The sequence below is a fragment of the Pusillibacter faecalis genome (assembly GCF_018408705.1).
Taxonomy (GTDB): Bacteria; Bacillota; Clostridia; order Oscillospirales; family Oscillospiraceae; genus Oscillibacter; species Oscillibacter faecalis.
In genome coordinates, this window is record NZ_AP023420.1 from 1005186 (window position 1) to 1021935 (window position 16750).

Here is a 16750-nt window from a genome sequence, read left to right on the forward strand (position 1 = left end):
GTCATCTACCTCCCACAAAGTTATGGATTGCATAGGCGGCCGCTTTGCCCTTGCGAACCGCCCAGACCGCCGTCTTGTCGCCCTTGGCAATGTCGCCGGCCACAAAGACCTTGCCATCCGCCTGGAAGCCGTCGAAATCCACCTCGTTTTTGACGATGGGCAGCCCCAGCTGGTCCGCGTCAGTACTCTGACCCACGGCCAGGATGATCTTGTCAGCCTCAATTTTCAGCTCGCTGTTGAGCCTGCGGTGACGGAAGGTTACTACCTTGCCCTCCACCGCTACGGGAGCGTAACCATCCACAATGGTGACGCCCTGCGCCCGGGCGGTCTCAAGCTCCACCTTGGAAGCTCGGAAGTCAGAGAGCTCCTTGCGGGTGACTGTAGTCACATTCTGCACGCCTAGCAGCTTCAAGGTTGCAGATACGTCCATCGCCGCGTCGCCGCCGCCGATGACCAACGCATTATCCGGCAGCTCCACCTCGCCCTGCCTTTCATCCACTTCTGCCAGGAATGTGACCGCAGGCACCGCGTAGGGATTACCCTCGAACATCTCCAGCATCTGCGGCCGGCCAATGCCGACGGCCACCAGCACGGCATCATACTTCTCCTTCAGTTCCTCCATGGAGACATCCTTCCCCACCTCACGGCAGTAGAGGAAGTTCGCTCCCAGTTCCGCAATCCGGGCAACCTCTGTGTCCACCACCGCGTCGGGAAGGCGGTACTCCGGGATGCCGGTGCGCAGAAATCCGCCGGCTTTGGCGCCCTTTTCGTAAATGTCAACCTCATAGCCGAGCTGCAGCAGCGTTGCCGCAGCCTGCAGTCCCGCAGGACCACTGCCGATAATTCCAATTTTCTTTCCATTGGCCGGTCCTCTCTCCAGGACCTTCATGCCGCACTGCTCCTCAAAATCCGTGACAAAGCGCTGGATCCCGCCGATGTTGATGGGTTTATCAATTCCGCACCGGGAGCATCCCTGTTCGCAGTAGCGCTCTGTGGGGCAGATTCTGGCGCAGGCTGCGCCCAGGGCATTGTTGCTGCGAATCGTCTCCGCCGCTCCTTTAAAATTACGAAAACGGACGCTGCGGATAAATTTCGCAGGGTCCGTTCCCGCAGGGCAGGCATTGGAACATGGCGCATCGTGGCAGAGCAAACAACGTTGAGCCTCTTCCATGACCGTGCTCATGGTGTACCCCTGCACAAGTTCCTGTGAGTACTTTTTTGTCATTTCTCATTCTTCCCCTTCCATAAATGTGAGTGTCCAGCCCGCACATGTATGCAGCCTCATTGTACACTTCATACAGTTTTAATGCAATACCCTTTTCATCATTTCACATTTTGTACAAATCTGTACTGTAACTTTCTCCTATTTCCACAATTTTAGAATTTAACGGAAATTATGCTTCATTTTTGAGGGGTGAATGTTTATAATAAAAGAAGGTCTTCATGCCGTTTTTTTGATGTGTTTGTTTCTGAAAAGGTCTGGCCGACAGCCTTTTGCTCATATCCATACACCATGATAAAACAGCCATGAAGCAACGCCGGGCTGAGAACCGGGCGCGGCGGGAGTCCAGCCCCCGCGCAAAGCTGTTCCAGCCGCCGTACAGGTATGCAGGCTCATGTGATTCATTACCTGCCGCCAGGCAGTTACGAGGAGGGGGAATCAGACACATTCAGGCAAGTGGTATTTGTGTGATGATAAGAAAGGTGGATTATTTGTGGACTTGATTATTCGCAACGGCACCATCGTAACAGAAAGGGAGATGTTCAAAGCCGATCTGGGCGTGAAGGACGGCAAGATCGCGGTCATTGCCGGCGATCTCTCTGATCTTCCCTGCGAAAACGTGGTTGACGCCACCGGCAAACTGGTGCTTCCGGGTGCTATCGACGCCCATACACACCTCGCCTTCCCCTTTGGCGGGACGGTATCTTCTGACGACTTCTTCGCCGGTACCCGGGCGGCTGCCTGCGGCGGCACCACCACGGTCTTTGACTACAGCGGTCAGGCCAAGGGAGAGACGCTGCTGGAAACTGCCAAGCGCCGTGAGGCAGAGGCCAATGAAGATGGTCCCGCTGTGGACTACGCCCTGCACGTAGGCATCACGGACCTCTCTAACAATCTACTCGATACCATGCAGGAGGCCGTGGACTACGGCATCTCCTCTTTTAAAGTATATATGGTCTATGACTTTGGCGTGAAGGACGGCGATTTCTATCAGGTCCTGCAGAAGTCCAAGGAGACCGGCTCTTTGATCTGCGTCCATGCGGAAAACAAAGAGGTCCTCACCACCCTCACGGAACAGTTTGCCGCGGAGGGCAAGCTCAGCCCCTGGTATCACTATGCCTCCCGGCCTGAGTTTGTAGCCGGAGAGGCAGACCGGCGAGCCATTGCCTGGGCCAGGAGCCTGAACGCCCCTCTTTACATCGTACATATGTCCGACAAGGAGGGTGTGGAAGCCGTCACGGCGGCCAAGGACGAGGGTCTGGAAATCTATATGGAGACCTGCCCCCACTACCTGCACTTCACCCGGGATGTCTTCAAGCGGGAAGACGGCCGGAATTTCGTCTGCTCTCCGCCTATGAAGGGCCAGGAGAGTCTGGATGCCCTGTGGGAGGCTGTAAAGCGGGGCGATGTGGATACCATCGCCACCGACCACTGCCCGTTCCAGCAGTCTGAAAAGGACTGGGGCAAGGACGACTTCCGTAAAATTCCAAACGGCTGCGCAGGCGTTGAAAATATGTACCCCTACATCCTGTCCAAGGCCAACGAAGGCGTCATCTCCTTCCCTCGGGCCGTTCAGATCTGCGCCGCCAATCCAGCCCGTATCTTTGGCTGCACCCAAAAGGGCAGTTTGACTGTGGGCAAGGATGCAGATATCGTGATCTACGACCCCACCAAAGAGTTCACTGTCCATCAGGAAAATATGCACTCCGATTCCGACCATACCATTTGGGAGGGTTTGGAGCTGCACGGCTACCCCGTTCAAACTTACTCCCGCGGCCGACTGGTCTATGACAACGGCGCGTTTGTGGGAGAGCGCGGCTGGGGCAAGCTGATTAAGCGCGCTTCCAGAAAGTAATCCCGGTCCAGCACAGCAGGACGGCGCGGCGCTAAAAACCGCGCTGTCCCGTGATTCCAGCGGTCGTCGGCGGATACACGCGTGACGGCGGAACCAATCGTACCGGACTTCAATCGGATGAAAGTGGAGGGAACCTATGAAGACACAAATTCGGCGCAACGACGAGCTCTATGAGCTGACACCTGAAATCGAGGCGGAGCTTCTGGACTCCAAGCACTATAACCCGGACCTGGCGCCCACCAAAGTCAGCGACCGCACTTGGCGCACCAAAGACATTGCTGATTTCTGGCTGGGGCTCTCTGTCTCCATCCCCGCTCTGGCCCTGGCCTCCTCGCTGGTGGCGCTGGGCGTTTCTCCCGTGCTGGCGGTCATCAACGTCATTCTTGGCAACGTAATCGTACTGATTCCCATTCAGCTTAACTCCCATGTAGGCACAAAATACGGCATTCCATACCCCATCTTTGCCCGGATGACCTTCGGCAATAAGGGCGCGAAACTGTCCACCATCTCCCGCTCCATCATCGGTTGCGGCTGGACATCCATTCAGTCCTGGGTTGGCGGCGGCGCTTTGGCCGCGCTGATCGGCATTGTGATTCCATTCTTTTCCGATCAATCCCAGACCATCTCCATGCCCGGCAATGACAATGTGATGGTTGGCCAGCTGATCGGCTTTGCTGTCTTCGTGCTGGTGTGCGGCTGGGTAGCTTACAACGGCATGGAGAAAATCAAATGGGTTCAGAACATCAGCGCCCCTCTGCTGATCGTTGTGATCACAGGCCTGATTATCTGGAGCATTTATACCATCTACGCCACTGGGCACAGCTTTATGGACGTGTTCCGCGTTGGCAACAACGAGGCCTTGATTGAGCAGAACGGCGGCTTTGCCTATGTCTACCTGGCCGGTCTGACGGCCAATATTGCCTACTGGGCAACCATGGCGCTGAACATTCCTGACTTCTCTAAAATGGCTAAGAGTCAGAAGGACCAGTTCAACGGTCAGCTCATCGGCATGCCCATCCCCATGGCGGTGTGCGCGATTGCCGGCGCCCTCTTCGCTCAGGCCACGACCTATGCCTATGGCACCGCCAGCTATGACCCCACCACAGTGTTCTTCTACATGTCCAACCCCCTGGCTGTGGCAGTGTGCGCCATTGGCGTCATCGTAGCCACTCTGACCACCTGCGTAGCTGCCAATGTGGTGGCTCCTGCTAACGGCTGGTCTGACCTGGCACCCAAGAAGGTCTCTTTCAAGAAGGGCGTTATCATCACAATCGTCATCTCTATTTTCGTGATGCAGCCCTGGTTCATTTATGGCTCCGGCTCTGCTTACGTTTTCACTTGGCTGAACAACTACGGCACCATTATTGCCCCTGTGGCGGCGATCCTGTGCGCGGACTATTTCGTTTGCAAGCAAAAGCGTGTGGATGTAGCCAGCTTGTACCACGGGGCCAACGGCCGCTACGCCTATTCCAACGGCTGGAACTGGTGTGCGGTGATCGCCTGGGCGGTATCCTTTATCATTCCGCTGCTGGGCAACACGGTGTTCCTCTATCAGTCCGGCTCTGGATTGACGCCGAACTTCCTGCAAATGATCGCCGCGAACGGCTATCTCTTCTCCTTCTTTGTGGCGTTTGTGGTGTATGTCGCTCTGATGCGCTCCAACTTCTGCGGCGCTCCAGCCAGCAAGGGCTTTGTCTCTGAGGAAGAGGACGCTGAAATTACCCTGGTTGAGGAAACCATTTCTGGCTGAGTGTGCGTTTTCATGCTCCCCCTTATGTAACAGTGATGCATCCGCCGGCTGTCACTGGCCGGCGGATGCATAGAACTTTTTTGCTTCTGCAGCGTCCTTAACCGGCACAGATTTTAAATCTGCCGATGACAGGCGCGGCACTGAACAGCGCCGCATGGTCTCTCTAAGGCAGCTGGCTATCCCATACCGTTTTTCATGGATCACATGAAGCCGTATTCCTCAGGTTTTCTCCTCAGATAGAAGTGCACCTGGAATCCCGGAAAGGAGATGACAGCATCGTGGATCAGCATATATTCCCAATTATGTCCGAGGAGTTCTTGGGTCCTCTGCTGGAAGAGCTGCTGGAAAATCCGCTCATGGGTGTGAATATCACGGATGGCCAGGGCCGCGTTCTATTTTTGAACCGGACCCACAAGCATATCACCGGTCACTCTCCAGAGCTGTATCTGGGCCGCACGATGGAGGAACTGGCAAAGGATGGCCTGGTCTCGGAGTCAGCCACGTCGCTGGTTCTCAAAACAAAGCAGGCTGTCTCCATCAATCAGGTCACATCCCACCGGGATCACTTCTATCAGGTTCACGCCGTCCCTCTGAAAGATCAGGAGGGGGGCATCCAGTATGTGATCAACTACCTTGTGAATATTTCCGATATCGTCAAGCTCAAAAACAAAATCATGGCTATGAATAGCTGGAACAAGGTGCCTGCCAACCACAGTGATCTGATCCAGATGAATTTAAACCGCACCGGAGAGCTGATTTACCAGAGCAAGGTGATGCAGGATGTGGTAGAGGCTGCCGCCAAAGTCGCGGAATATGAGGTCTCTGTCCTGCTGACCGGCCCCTCCGGCGTCGGCAAGGAGATGATCGCCAATCTGATCCATTCCCACAGCAGCCGCAGCGGGGCGCCTTTTGTCAAGATCAATTGTGCCGCAATTCCAGATCATCTCCTGGAGAGCGAGCTGTTCGGCTACGAGCCAGGCGCCTTTACAGGCGGCAATCCCAGAGGGAAAAAGGGGTTGATTGAACGCTCTAACACCGGCACCTTGCTGCTGGATGAAATCGGTGATCTGCCTCTGGGGCTTCAGTCCAAGCTGTTGCGGGTGCTACAGACCCACAGTCTCCGTCACATTGGCGGGCACAAGGACATCCAGGTAAATTTCCGTCTGATCTCCTCTACCAACGCTAATCTTCGGCAGATGATTCAGGACAAAACCTTCCGGGAGGACCTCTATTACCGGATCAACGTCATTGAAATTGCCATCCCCTGTCTGGAGGAGCGAAGGGACGATATTCCTCTGCTGGCCAACCACTTTTTAAAGCAAGCCAATCTCAAATATGGCACCGAGAAATCCTTCGATCCAGATGCCCTTCACTTTTTGAGCGCATGCCGCTATCCCGGAAACGTGCGGGAACTGCAAAATGTAATCGAGCGCGCTATGATTATGAGCAGTGGTCGTGTCATCGCCCCGGAAGATATGCAAAAGGCATTTGGAATCCCCCAGGAGGAAACAGCTCCGCGCAGTGCCTATATCGTCCCAGAGCTGGAGGAAGGGCTCTCTTTGAAGGAACTCATGGGACGCTATGAGAAACAGCTTTTGCTGGCGTACCAAGAGAAATATAAAAGTGGCGTAAAAATGGCAGAAGCCCTGCAAACAGACCAATCCACCATCTCTCGAAAACTCAGCCGCTATCACATCCGGTCGGATTAAAGGCCATCCTCGATTATGCAATTTCGCATAATTTAAGGGTGGTCTTTCTTTTTTGCATAGAAAAAATATTTAAAATGAGAGCAATGCAAGGATTTTTCAGGCCATTTTTTTCACGGTTTTTTATTTTATGCAAAAATGCATTTTTAAAATTGTGTAAAAGCCGAAACTGCTGTATTTTGTGTATTCTTATGTGAAAATCAGATTAAAACTTTATAAAACACCTTCCCTTTTGGCTCCAACTTTCACAAAAGCATCCCGGGATTTTGTTGGATAATTCACAAACTTTTTTTCCGATATGGGGAGAGAGAAATATTTGGCACAAAAATTGCTATATATTCTTTTGCGGTGATAGACACCAAATATTTGATAATGAAAAAAGGAGTGGCAAACTATGTATCGCTGTGACATGAAGAGCATGGAAGACAAGATTAAAACCTTTAGTAAATTCGGCGATGCCGGCCATGGCGGAATTACTCGCTATGCACTGTCAGAAGAGGACAAGATGGCTCGTGCAGAATGGCTGCGTCGGATGGAAGCTATTGGTGCCACAATTGAGATGGATGATCTGGCTAACATGTATGCCACGCTCCCCGGCTCCGAGCCCGGCCTGAAGCGCATCGTAATGGGATCTCACTGCGACAGCGTGAAAAACGGCGGCAACTATGACGGTATTCTGGGCGTGATGAGCGCCATGGAAGTGCTGGAAACCGTGGTGCGGGAAAACATCCCCCATCGCCACCCCCTGACTGCCATGATTTTCACGAACGAGGAGGGGTCTGAGTTCCCGCCCTGCATGATGTGCTCCGGCACCATGGCACACGATTACATGCCCGAACGTTTCCGGGATAACTTTGAGTACAGCAAGATGATGGCCTCTAAGTCTATCCTGACGCCTGATGTTACCTTTGGCGAGCGTTTGGCTGCCTTCCCCTATAAGGGCGACAAGGCCAACCGTATGAGCCCCGAGAAATACATGGCCCTCTTTGAGACCCACATCGAGCAGGGTCCCATCCTGGAGGATGCCGGCAAGGACATTGGCGTAGTCACCTGCGTGCTGGGCCAGATGCTCTATCGTGTGAAGTTCTATGGCTTTGCGGCTCACGCCGGCACCTTCCCCATGAAGAAGCGCCATGACGCCTTCCACGCTGCCGCCGAGGCCCTGTGCTACCTCCACGAGGAAATTGACAAGCTGGGCTATGAGGATTTGGTCTACACCACCGGCGAGGTTGTGATCCATCCTTGCGTGAATACGGTCATCCCCGACTTCTTTGACTTCTCCATCGATGTACGCCATGAGAATCCCGAGGTTCTCAACAAGGTCCGCGAAATTCTCTTCAGCCTGGAAAAGCGCGAGTGGCAAAAGTGCAAATGTGAGGTGGTTCTGGGCTGGAACCGTGACACCGTGTACTGGGACAAGAAGCTGGTTGGCTATGTCCGCGAGGCTGTGGAAGAGCTGGGGATCTCCCATATGGATATCAATTCTGGCGCCGGCCATGATGCGCAGTACATCTCCTATATGATTCCCACCACGATGATTTTTGCTCCTTCCGACAAGGGCCTTTCTCACTGCGAGGTGGAGCACACCTCTGTGGAGCAGTGCACCAATGCCGCCACTGTTATGCTGAACGCGGTATTAAAGGCTGACAAGGACCAGTAAAATTCCCGCGGGAATTTTCCGCCTTTCTGGAAAGGCGGGTGTTCCAGTTTGAATTGAGAAAGGAAGTGCAAATATCCAATGAATGGGTTTGTCGATACGATGACAAACGGTGGGTGGAAGGCAATTGCAAACGGAGCAGGCATGTGGATGGCAGTGATTCCGACTGTGATCGCCCTGTGTGCCCAGGCCGTTGTCTTTATCCGCCAAGCAATTAAGGCTGGCCCCATGGTGGGGCTCACCAAGGACGATATCAGCACCGCTATGAAAGCCGGTACCATCTGCACCATCGGCCCCGGTATGTCCATGTTCACTGTCATGGTGGCCTTTATGAACCTGATCGGCGCACCGTATGCGTGGCTGCGTCTTTCCATCATCGGCACCATCACCACGGAGATGCTGGGTGCCACCGCCGGCGCCACCGCCCTGGGCGTGGAGCTCGGAAGCCCCGACTATGGCATCATCGCCTTCTGCAACTCTGTTTGGGTCATTGCTTTGAATACCTGGGGCTTCTTCCTGGTAAACCTCCTCTTTGCTCACCGGATTGAAGGCCTCAAGAATGTCCTTGACCGTCATGATACTCAGATCTTCAGCATCGTCGGGACTTGCGTCATGATTGGCTGCATTGCTCAGTTTATGGCTGGTCAGATGGTAAACGGCATTCCGTATGTCGTCGCGGGCGTTGCAGGCTTCTGTATCATGCTTGCTTTCTTGAAGATTGCAGACAAGAAGCCCAAGTTCGGCGAGTTTGCGCTGGGTCTGGCGATGCTGGCCGCGATCTTTATCGCCCAGGTAGTCAAGAATATGGGGGTGTAATACAATGGCAAACGATCACATGTCCAATAACTCCGCCTCTATGGATCAGGAGTTTCATGACAAGTATACCGTCAAGATGATCCGCAACGGCCGTCTGACCACCTTGATTGCGGCTCTTTTGACTCTGGTCCCCCCTCTGTATCTGTGGCTGGTCGTCGGCTTTAAGCCCACCTGGGGCCAGATTGGTGCCGGCTGGAGTATCATGTTCTCTGCCTATTTCCTATTGTACTTCTTTGAGCCCTTAGGGTTCTATCCCCAGATGGGACTCTCCGGCATTTACATTGGCTATCTGGCCGGCAACATCCCCTCTGTCCGCCTGCCCGCCATGCTGGCGGCTCAGTCCGCCACCGGCTGTGAGGCCGGCACCAAGCGCGGCGAGCTGGTGGGAACCATTGCCATCGGTATGTCCGTGTTTGTCAACCTGGCTTTCACAACCGCGGCAGCCCTGACAGGTGTTTATATCCTGGAAATTCTGCCGGAATTTGTGCTGGACGCCTTTGATTTCTGCTTACCGGCTATCCTGGGCGGCGTACTGGCCCAGTACTGGCGGAAGAATCGGATCTTTGTGCCGGTGATTCTCGTGATCTGCCTGGGGCTGCAGCTGGCGCCGATCCCCAATTTCCTCCGGTTCCCCGGCGCGATTGTCATCAGCATCATCCTGGGCGCTTTCCTGTATTCTCAGAAGAAAAAGAAAGCTGCGTAACACAGTTGTTTTACCGGGGCTGGTTCCGCGCTCTGCGCGAAACCAGCCCCTCCGCCTTGATTTCCGAAGCGGCGGAGGAAAGATGAAAGGAGCATTCCCTTGAAAAAATCCCGCCTTTGTTTATTCGCCTTCCGGCCAGAACACTACCGCGAAATGGAGGCTTATCTGCAAGATATGTCACAGCAGGGCTGGCGCCTGAAATGGTGCAGAGGCATTCTCGCCGGCTTTGAACAGGAAGCCGGCGAACCCGTGCGCTATGCGGTGGACCCCTATGCCATGACCTCCCTGATCCATTTCAGAAGATACCCTGGGTCTCGTCTCTATGAGCGCATGCAGGAGGGCTGGACAGGGGCCGGACGGAGCAAAGGCTGCCAGATTCTCCGCACCACAAACACCTCGCTGCAAAGCCCTGTCCCCGCCGAGGACCAAACATCTCTCATTCGAAATACCTGCCGGCTGGCATCTTTGCTCATTGTGTTGTTTATCCTGGGCATGGGCGGCTTTTTACTTTCCAAGCCAGCGGTGGTCTATACCCTGATCCTGACAAATTTGTACCTGGTGGTGGCGGCAATCGCGGCATTTCTGCTGGTGTATCATGCCTGCAACCTTCTGTTGCTTCTCCTGCCTGAACGCTCACCCAGCAACCCGCGCCTTTGCAAGCGCTATCTGCTGCACAGCGGAATTCTGCTGCTGTTGCTACTTGCGGCAGTTTTACTGATGCTGGGTGGCCGCAACGACATGATGATATACCTGCTTCTCCCCATTCTGGTCATCATCATTGGCTCTATAGCCCTGAAAATACTCTCTCACCATGTGGACTCCCACAAGCTTTTTCCCGCCGTGGTATTCATGGGTGTTGTGTTATTTGGTCTGATTATTTTTGCCAACACTCGTCTGAGCGCCTCCAGCACACAGTGGACCGCTCAGCGGCAGGAAGAGCTGCTCGCCCATGCGGACAGCCTGCCGGTGCTGCACTTGGCGGACTTTGGAGATACCTCTGAGATGCAGAATGCCGTACAGACCAACCAATCCCTCCTGGGCAGCAATCTGTTATACGCAGAGGAATCTGAGACTGGCTATGTTTTCACCAATTACACCACAACCCGCAGCGTTTTTCTGGCGGAGCAGATCTTCCAGTACCTCTATCAGCAGGCACAGGCGGACTTTGGAGAAGTTTTTGTTGAAAAAACAGCGGGAGACTTGACCTATTATGCCCTAGAAAACGCCAATACCTATCTCCTCCAGCGAAACGCTGCTGTTTACTTCTGTACCTTCCCCTCAGAGGCGGAGCCAGAGGAAATGTTCCAGCTCCTCTTTGCTCGGGAAACACCCTCCGCATAGACCTTCGCTCTCGCAGGAATGCGAACCGTTCATAACGTTCACCAGCCGTTTGTGAATCTTCCATCATACGAAGAAACGAAGCTGCCATCGAAGCATTATCCATATGAAGCCAACGAGATAGCGGCGAGTCATCCCTTGGATGACTCGCCGCTATTATTTTTACAAACGCTCTATATCAGATGTCTGATCGGAAGGACTCCTTATCCGAATATCCGCACAGCCAGATTGTGACGGAAGCCAGGCCCAGTTCCTATAAATTTGACACAACACAAAGCCGACAGAGATGGTCTTGCGTAAGATAAGGGCGCCGCTTTATATTTGCGGGACATTGGGAAGCACATCGCAAGAACACTGCATCACTTCCCTCCAAAAGCTTTTGTATTTGACGTTCAGAAGTCAAAAGAATCGGATAAAATTTGTGCACTTCAGAAAGATTCATATCCTGCAAGCAGATGCGCTCTGGTGCAGAGAGTGTCATTGAGAGGTTGGTGCGTTTGCCTGTTGGAGGATTTGTGATCGGCTGACAGCACCCATACGCGCACCATCAATGTTAGCCTCATATATAAACCGGTTAACGTTATTTTTCACAAAAACAAAAGGCTCTTTTGTTTATTTGGGAAAAAAGCAAAAAATATGTTGAAATGCAAAAAGTAACTCTGTATAATGCATGCTATAAGAGCTAATTTTTGGAGAAAATTCCATAATTTATAATTAGTTTTGCATTTTTATTTTTTATGAAACCGATTAATCTTTAAGGGGGTAATATGATGCAATTTAACAATTATGAGGATATTGTCCAGATGACTCCCCTCTGGAAAGGTGACCGTTTTCCAGATGGCCGTCCTCGTGTGGCCGACAGCGTCTTGGCGCGTTTGCGGAGCATGAGCATTGAAGAAGTCTGGCGTTTGGCCTGGATGAAGCTAAATAATTACCAATTCCAGGGTGACTTTAAGTGCACGCATAGCACGATGAAGCCCACTGTCGGTCGGGCAGTGACCGCAACCTTTGTGCCTATCCGAGAAGATTTGGAAATCGCCATGATGCGGCAGGCGAAGTCCCAGGGTATGAAAGGCATGTACAACCAGTGGGTGGTTGATAGTTTGGTCGAGGACGATGTCTTCGTGGCCGATCTGTTTGACAAGACCGAGTACGGCACTCTTGTGGGCGGAAATCTGGCAACCGTGATTCGCCAGAAGACTAAGCGCGGCGGCGCCGTAGTGTGGGGCAGCATTCGTGATGTCCAGCAGATCCGCGATATCGACGATATCAACATCTTTTACCGCGGGTTCCACCCCTCCCCCATTCGTGACATTTGCTTGACCGGATTCAACTCCCCCTGTCGGATCGGCCACGCAACCTGCCTTCCCGGCGATGTGGTATACGCCTGCGAGTGCGGTGTGTGTTTTATTCCCCCTCACATGGCTGAGGAGGTTGCGGAGGATGCCGAGAAGGTCCATATCCGTGATATCTTTGGTTTCCAACGCATTCACGAGGGCAAATACTCCGCCACCGCCATTGATGAGTTCCCTTGGAAAATCGAGATCTTCGAGGACTTTATGAACTGGCTGAAAACTGACGAGAGAGCCGCTCCCTATCGCCATCTCACCTGGGAAAAAGAACGCCAGCTGATCATTGACCGTCGGGATCTGGAGCATGAGCGCTACAACTTGGATTCCTGCCGCAAGGACCTTTGTGATGTCTGATTGTGGAGATTTGAGATATGAAAATCAAACATACCATCTTAGTCGGTGAGCCTATGGGATTGTTTATTGCCGATGAGCTCGGCAAGCTAGAGGATGTGAATCACTTTTCCTTTACTACTTGCGGTGCGGAGCTGAATGTGGCCATCGGCATGAAGCGCTTGGGACATGATGTCTCCTATATGACAAAGCTAGGCAACGATCCCTTTGGAGCCCGTATTGTTAACCACATCAAAGAACTCGGCATCTCCACGGATTTGATCCAATTTTCCCCTGAACATCCAACGGGTTTCATGTTTAAGTCCATGGTTACTGACGGCGATCCCAGTATTTTTTACTTCCGCAAGGGAAGTGCCGCCTCGACGCTCAATGCGGAGGATGTGGCTGCTCTGGATTTCTCCTCCTATAGCGCTGTACACGTAACCGGTATCACTCCAGCTCTTTCTGAGACAGCCCGGAAGGCAGTTTTTGCTCTAGCGAAGATCGCCCGGGAGCAAAATCTCCAGTTCTCTTTCGACCCCAACCTGCGGCTGCAGCTATGGCCGGACCATCAGCTCATGGCCCAATGCATCAATTCTCTGGCGTTCCAGTCCGATTTGTTCCTGCCGGGTGTCAATGAGGCAAAGCTCCTGATGGGCGAAGTTGAGCCGGAGAAGATCGCTACATACTATTTGGACGGCGGCGCAAAGGCTGTGGTAGTAAAGCTGGGTGCCAAGGGCGCCTATTACGCCACCCGCGAAACCCAAGGCTATGTCCCCGGCTTTCATGTGGAGCACATTGTAGATACCGTCGGCGCCGGAGACGGTTTTGCCGCCGGCGTCCTCACCGGATTAGAGGAGGGTCTTTCTCTGGAAAAGGCTGTGCGCCGCGGCTGTGCCATCGGTGCCATTCAGCTGATGAGCAAGGGCGATAATGACGGCCTCCCCTCCCGGGAGGAGTTGGAGCGTTTTATGGCCGGAGAACCAACATGGAGAGTCATATGAGCGAGGTTATCCTTAAATTTCAACAGGCTGGCCTGGTGCCAGTCGTCGTGCTGGACACCCCAGAGCAGGCGGTCCCTCTGGCAAAAGCCCTGCTGGACGGGGGAATTGATGTTATGGAAGTCACCTATCGCACGGATGCAGCAGAGCAGGCTATCAGCCGCATCGCCCGGGAAGTCCCTGAGATGACTGTCGGAGCTGGTACCGTTTTAGATGCCGCCACCGCCGCGAATGCTCTGGCCGCTGGAGCCAAATTTCTAGTGAGCCCAGGTCTCTCCCTGGAGGAGGTTGCATACTGCCATGCACGCAGCGCTCCTCTCTTTCCTGGAATTGCCACCGCCAGCGAGCTGCAAGCTGCTGTCTGTGCCGGTTTAACCGCAGTGAAATTCTTTCCCGCCCAACAGTTGGGAGGCCCGGCCATAATCCAGGCACTTGGCGCCGCTTTCCCGAAAGTGCGGTTCATGCCTACCGGCGGCATTGGTTTGGAAAATCTGGAAAGCTACCTCTCTCTCCCCAATGTGTTTGCCTGCGGCGGAAGCTGGGTATGTCCCACCAGGCTGATTCGCAGCGGGGAATTCCAGGTGATTACCGCCCTTTGCCGAAATGCCCGGAAAGAGGTGGAGCGCATTCTGAGTAATTGTGCGTGAGTCCGCCATAGAAAGGAATCATATGAAGGTAAAAATCGCCTACTACCGGGAGGATCGCGAGATTGATATCCCGGAAAAAAACCTCATCGGCGTTCTCCGCCCGAAGGAGATTCAGCCCGCCGAGGACCTCACCGCCTGTATCAATCAAAATCTAGACGCTCCGATTGGAACAAAGCCTTTTGACAAACTATGTGCAGGGAAGAAAAACATCTGCATTCTTGTATGTGATCTGACTCGTCCAATGGAGACGGACCGTGTTCTTCCGATTCTGCTGGATAGAATTGAACGCAATGCTCCCGGCGCCAAGATTACGATTCTCATCGCGCTGGGGACACATCGCGGCCTGACGGATGAAGAGATTGATAAGCTCTGTGGGCCGGGCATTCGGGAGAAGTATTCTGTTATCAACCACGCCTTCGATGACCCGAATGCACTGGTGCAGGTCCCTTGCAGCGCCGAGGGTGTTCCGCCCGTATTTGTCAACAGGCTGCTGACGGAGTGCGACCTCCGCCTGGCTGTCGGCGCGGTCAAGCCCCACCCCATTTTTGGCTGGTCCGGCGGCGCAAAAATTGTCATCCCGGGAGTCGCCGGGTATGAAACAACGGGTTACAGCCACTGGCTGACTTGTCCTCACAAGGGGATCGAGGTTATGGGCAAGGAGGATAATCCCGTTCGTCTGCTTTATGAGTCCATTGTCACTAATGCCCATCTCATGGACTTTATCCTCAATGCCGTACTCACGGAGGACAGCAAAATCTCCGACGTGCGTTGTGGAGATGTGGTGAAAGCCCATCGTGCTGCTGTCAGCATTGCAAAAAAATACTATGTTTGTGATGTAGACGAGGCCGCAGATGCGATTATTGTCGGTGTCGGTAAATGGGCATCCGATTTGTGGGTCGGGTCCAACGCTGTGTATCAATCCGAATTTTACCTGCGCAGAGGCGGGACGATCGTGCTGCTGGGAAACTTCCCCGAGGGTATCAGCCCTGTCCACAAGGAAATTGCCCAATACGGCTACATGCCTTATGAGAGAGCACGCAAACTCATCGTCAAAGGCGGTCCGCTGGAGCACGATCTGTCCACAGCGTCGCATCTGGTTCATTTGGGCCGGGTTTTAGATGCCAGGCAGGCGGATTGCGTGCTGATCTCCAATGGCATCAGCCGCGAGGAGGCTCATCAGGTTGGCTTCCAATACTTAGATTCTCCCAACGAGATCATGGCCTATTTGAAGGAGAAATACGGGGAGCAGGTCCGCATCCTGGCAATCCCCGGCTATAATTCCACCCCTATTATCTCCAACACCCCTCAAAAGTAATTGAAAGGAGCTGGTAATATGAGCCAGAAAACCATGAAAGCCCTCGTGCTGGAAGAGGCCTTTCATCTAAACCTCAAAGATGTGCCATTGCCAGAAGTACCCCCAGGCTACGCCCGCGTCAAAATGCTGGCGATCAGTATTTGCGGCAGTGATATCCACGCCTATAGGGGCAACTCCCTGCTTTTAACCTATCCGAGGGTCCTCGGCCACGAGCTGTGCGGTGTCATTGACGAAATTAACGGTGCCCCTGGCGATCTGAAGGTCGGGGACCGAGTCAGTGTGTTTCCCTATCTTTCCTGCGGAAGCTGTGTCGCCTGCCGGCAGCACCGTGAGAACTGTTGTACCAGCCTCAAGGTACTGGGCGTCCATGTGGAAGGCGGTATCGCGGAATATGTCTCTGTTCCGATTGAAAATCTGCTCAAGGTTCCTGAGACAATGCCTCCCAAGGTTGCCGCACTGATCGAGCCGTTGTCTGTCAGCGCCCATGCCGTTCGTCGGGGCAAGGTCGCCGCCGGCGACCACGTCCTTGTGCTGGGCGCTGGTCCGATTGGTCTTGGCGTCGCAGAGGCCGCGAAGGCCGCCGGCGCCGATGTGCGGGTAGCAGATATCAGCGCCACTCGCCGGAATTTTGTGGCTGAGCGCTTCGGCCACGTTGTCATGGACCCCAGTGCGGCGGACTTTGACATGGAACTGCGGAAGTGGACCCATGAAGACTACCCAAATAAAGTGATCGATTCTACCGGAAGCAAGGCCTCCAACTCCACAGCAATCAATTATCTCGCGGCAGCCGGAGATTTAATTTTCGTTGGTCTCCAGTCCGACACCTTGGGCCTGAGCGATCCCTCCTTCCACATCCGTGAGGCCACTGTATATGCCAGCCGGGTCGCTCAAATGCAGGATTTTCGCTGGGTATTGGATCAGATTGAAAGCGGAAACATTCGCGCCGAGCGCATGATCACCGACGTGTCCGATTTTGCCCACGCAAAGGAGTCCTTTGAGGAGTGGGTAAGCCGCGGCGGGGCCGTTTTTAAGGGAATCATTGAGGTGGAGTGATTCAC

The 16750-nt window shown here is 53.7% G+C and carries 13 protein-coding genes; 12 read left to right on the plus strand and 1 reads right to left on the minus strand.

The window, feature by feature from the left end; translation table 11 throughout:
- Position 1: 1 nt before the first annotated feature.
- Positions 2-1225: an FAD-dependent oxidoreductase gene (locus tag KJS55_RS05190; RefSeq protein WP_187028089.1), complete on the minus strand. Its 1224-nt coding sequence runs from the start codon at positions 1223-1225 to the stop codon at positions 2-4.
- Positions 1226-1715: 490 nt separating this feature from the next.
- Here KJS55_RS05190 and hydA point away from each other — a divergent pair, with 490 nt between their 5' ends.
- From hydA to KJS55_RS05250, 12 genes are all read left to right on the plus strand, one after another.
- Positions 1716-3077 (plus strand): dihydropyrimidinase, encoded by a 1362-nt coding sequence (gene hydA, locus KJS55_RS05195; protein WP_213542845.1) that lies wholly within the window; start codon positions 1716-1718, stop codon positions 3075-3077.
- Positions 3078-3213: 136 nt separating this feature from the next.
- Positions 3214-4827 (plus strand): NCS1 family nucleobase:cation symporter-1, encoded by a 1614-nt coding sequence (locus tag KJS55_RS05200; protein WP_187028087.1) that lies wholly within the window; start codon positions 3214-3216, stop codon positions 4825-4827.
- Between the two features lie 278 nt (positions 4828-5105).
- A complete protein-coding gene (locus tag KJS55_RS05205) occupies positions 5106-6536 on the plus strand; it encodes a sigma-54 interaction domain-containing protein (RefSeq protein WP_213542846.1) in 1431 nt (476 codons plus the stop codon).
- A gap of 391 nt (positions 6537-6927) precedes the next feature.
- Complete coding sequence (locus tag KJS55_RS05210; RefSeq protein ID WP_187028085.1) at positions 6928-8193, plus strand: Zn-dependent hydrolase; 1266 nt, start codon at positions 6928-6930, stop codon at positions 8191-8193.
- 78 nt (positions 8194-8271) lie between these two features.
- The gene (locus KJS55_RS05215; protein WP_187028084.1) at positions 8272-9006 is read left to right on the plus strand and encodes a DUF5058 family protein; all 735 of its coding nucleotides are present in this window, start codon (positions 8272-8274) and stop codon (positions 9004-9006) included.
- Positions 9007-9010: 4 nt separating this feature from the next.
- Positions 9011-9709 (plus strand): hypothetical protein, encoded by a 699-nt coding sequence (locus KJS55_RS05220; protein WP_187028083.1) that lies wholly within the window; start codon positions 9011-9013, stop codon positions 9707-9709.
- 153 nt (positions 9710-9862) lie between these two features.
- Positions 9863-11050 (plus strand): DUF2812 domain-containing protein, encoded by a 1188-nt coding sequence (locus KJS55_RS05225; RefSeq protein WP_228300562.1) that lies wholly within the window; start codon positions 9863-9865, stop codon positions 11048-11050.
- A 764-nt stretch (positions 11051-11814) separates the two neighbouring features.
- Complete coding sequence (locus KJS55_RS05230; protein WP_213542847.1) at positions 11815-12753, plus strand: RraA family protein; 939 nt, start codon at positions 11815-11817, stop codon at positions 12751-12753.
- A gap of 17 nt (positions 12754-12770) precedes the next feature.
- Positions 12771-13733: a sugar kinase gene (locus KJS55_RS05235; protein WP_213542848.1), complete on the plus strand. Its 963-nt coding sequence runs from the start codon at positions 12771-12773 to the stop codon at positions 13731-13733.
- The gene (gene eda, locus KJS55_RS05240) at positions 13730-14377 is read left to right on the plus strand and encodes a bifunctional 4-hydroxy-2-oxoglutarate aldolase/2-dehydro-3-deoxy-phosphogluconate aldolase (protein ID WP_213542849.1); all 648 of its coding nucleotides are present in this window, start codon (positions 13730-13732) and stop codon (positions 14375-14377) included. Before KJS55_RS05235 ends, eda begins: the two co-directional genes overlap by 4 nt.
- A 22-nt stretch (positions 14378-14399) precedes the next feature.
- Positions 14400-15692: a lactate racemase domain-containing protein gene (locus KJS55_RS05245; RefSeq protein WP_213542850.1), complete on the plus strand. Its 1293-nt coding sequence runs from the start codon at positions 14400-14402 to the stop codon at positions 15690-15692.
- Between the two features lie 18 nt (positions 15693-15710).
- Complete coding sequence (locus KJS55_RS05250) at positions 15711-16745, plus strand: alcohol dehydrogenase catalytic domain-containing protein (RefSeq protein ID WP_187028078.1); 1035 nt, start codon at positions 15711-15713, stop codon at positions 16743-16745.
- Positions 16746-16750: the final 5 nt, after the last annotated feature.

Excerpts from the sequence above, each read along its gene's own strand:
- KJS55_RS05210 (WP_187028085.1), top strand. The coding sequence starts at position 6,928 with ATGTATCGCTGTGACATGAAGAGCATGGAAGACAAGATTAAAACCTTT.
- eda (WP_213542849.1), top strand. The coding sequence starts at position 13,730 with ATGAGCGAGGTTATCCTTAAATTTCAACAGGCTGGCCTGGTGCCAGTC.
- KJS55_RS05230 (WP_213542847.1), top strand. The coding sequence starts at position 11,815 with ATGATGCAATTTAACAATTATGAGGATATTGTCCAGATGACTCCCCTC.
- KJS55_RS05250 (WP_187028078.1), top strand. The coding sequence starts at position 15,711 with ATGAGCCAGAAAACCATGAAAGCCCTCGTGCTGGAAGAGGCCTTTCAT.
- KJS55_RS05245 (WP_213542850.1), top strand. The coding sequence starts at position 14,400 with ATGAAGGTAAAAATCGCCTACTACCGGGAGGATCGCGAGATTGATATC.
- KJS55_RS05215 (WP_187028084.1), top strand. The coding sequence starts at position 8,272 with ATGAATGGGTTTGTCGATACGATGACAAACGGTGGGTGGAAGGCAATT.
- KJS55_RS05220 (WP_187028083.1), top strand. The coding sequence starts at position 9,011 with ATGGCAAACGATCACATGTCCAATAACTCCGCCTCTATGGATCAGGAG.
- KJS55_RS05225 (WP_228300562.1), top strand. The coding sequence starts at position 9,863 with ATGGAGGCTTATCTGCAAGATATGTCACAGCAGGGCTGGCGCCTGAAA.
- KJS55_RS05235 (WP_213542848.1), top strand. The coding sequence starts at position 12,771 with ATGAAAATCAAACATACCATCTTAGTCGGTGAGCCTATGGGATTGTTT.
- KJS55_RS05190 (WP_187028089.1), bottom strand. The coding sequence starts at position 1,225 with ATGACAAAAAAGTACTCACAGGAACTTGTGCAGGGGTACACCATGAGC.
- KJS55_RS05200 (WP_187028087.1), top strand. The coding sequence starts at position 3,214 with ATGAAGACACAAATTCGGCGCAACGACGAGCTCTATGAGCTGACACCT.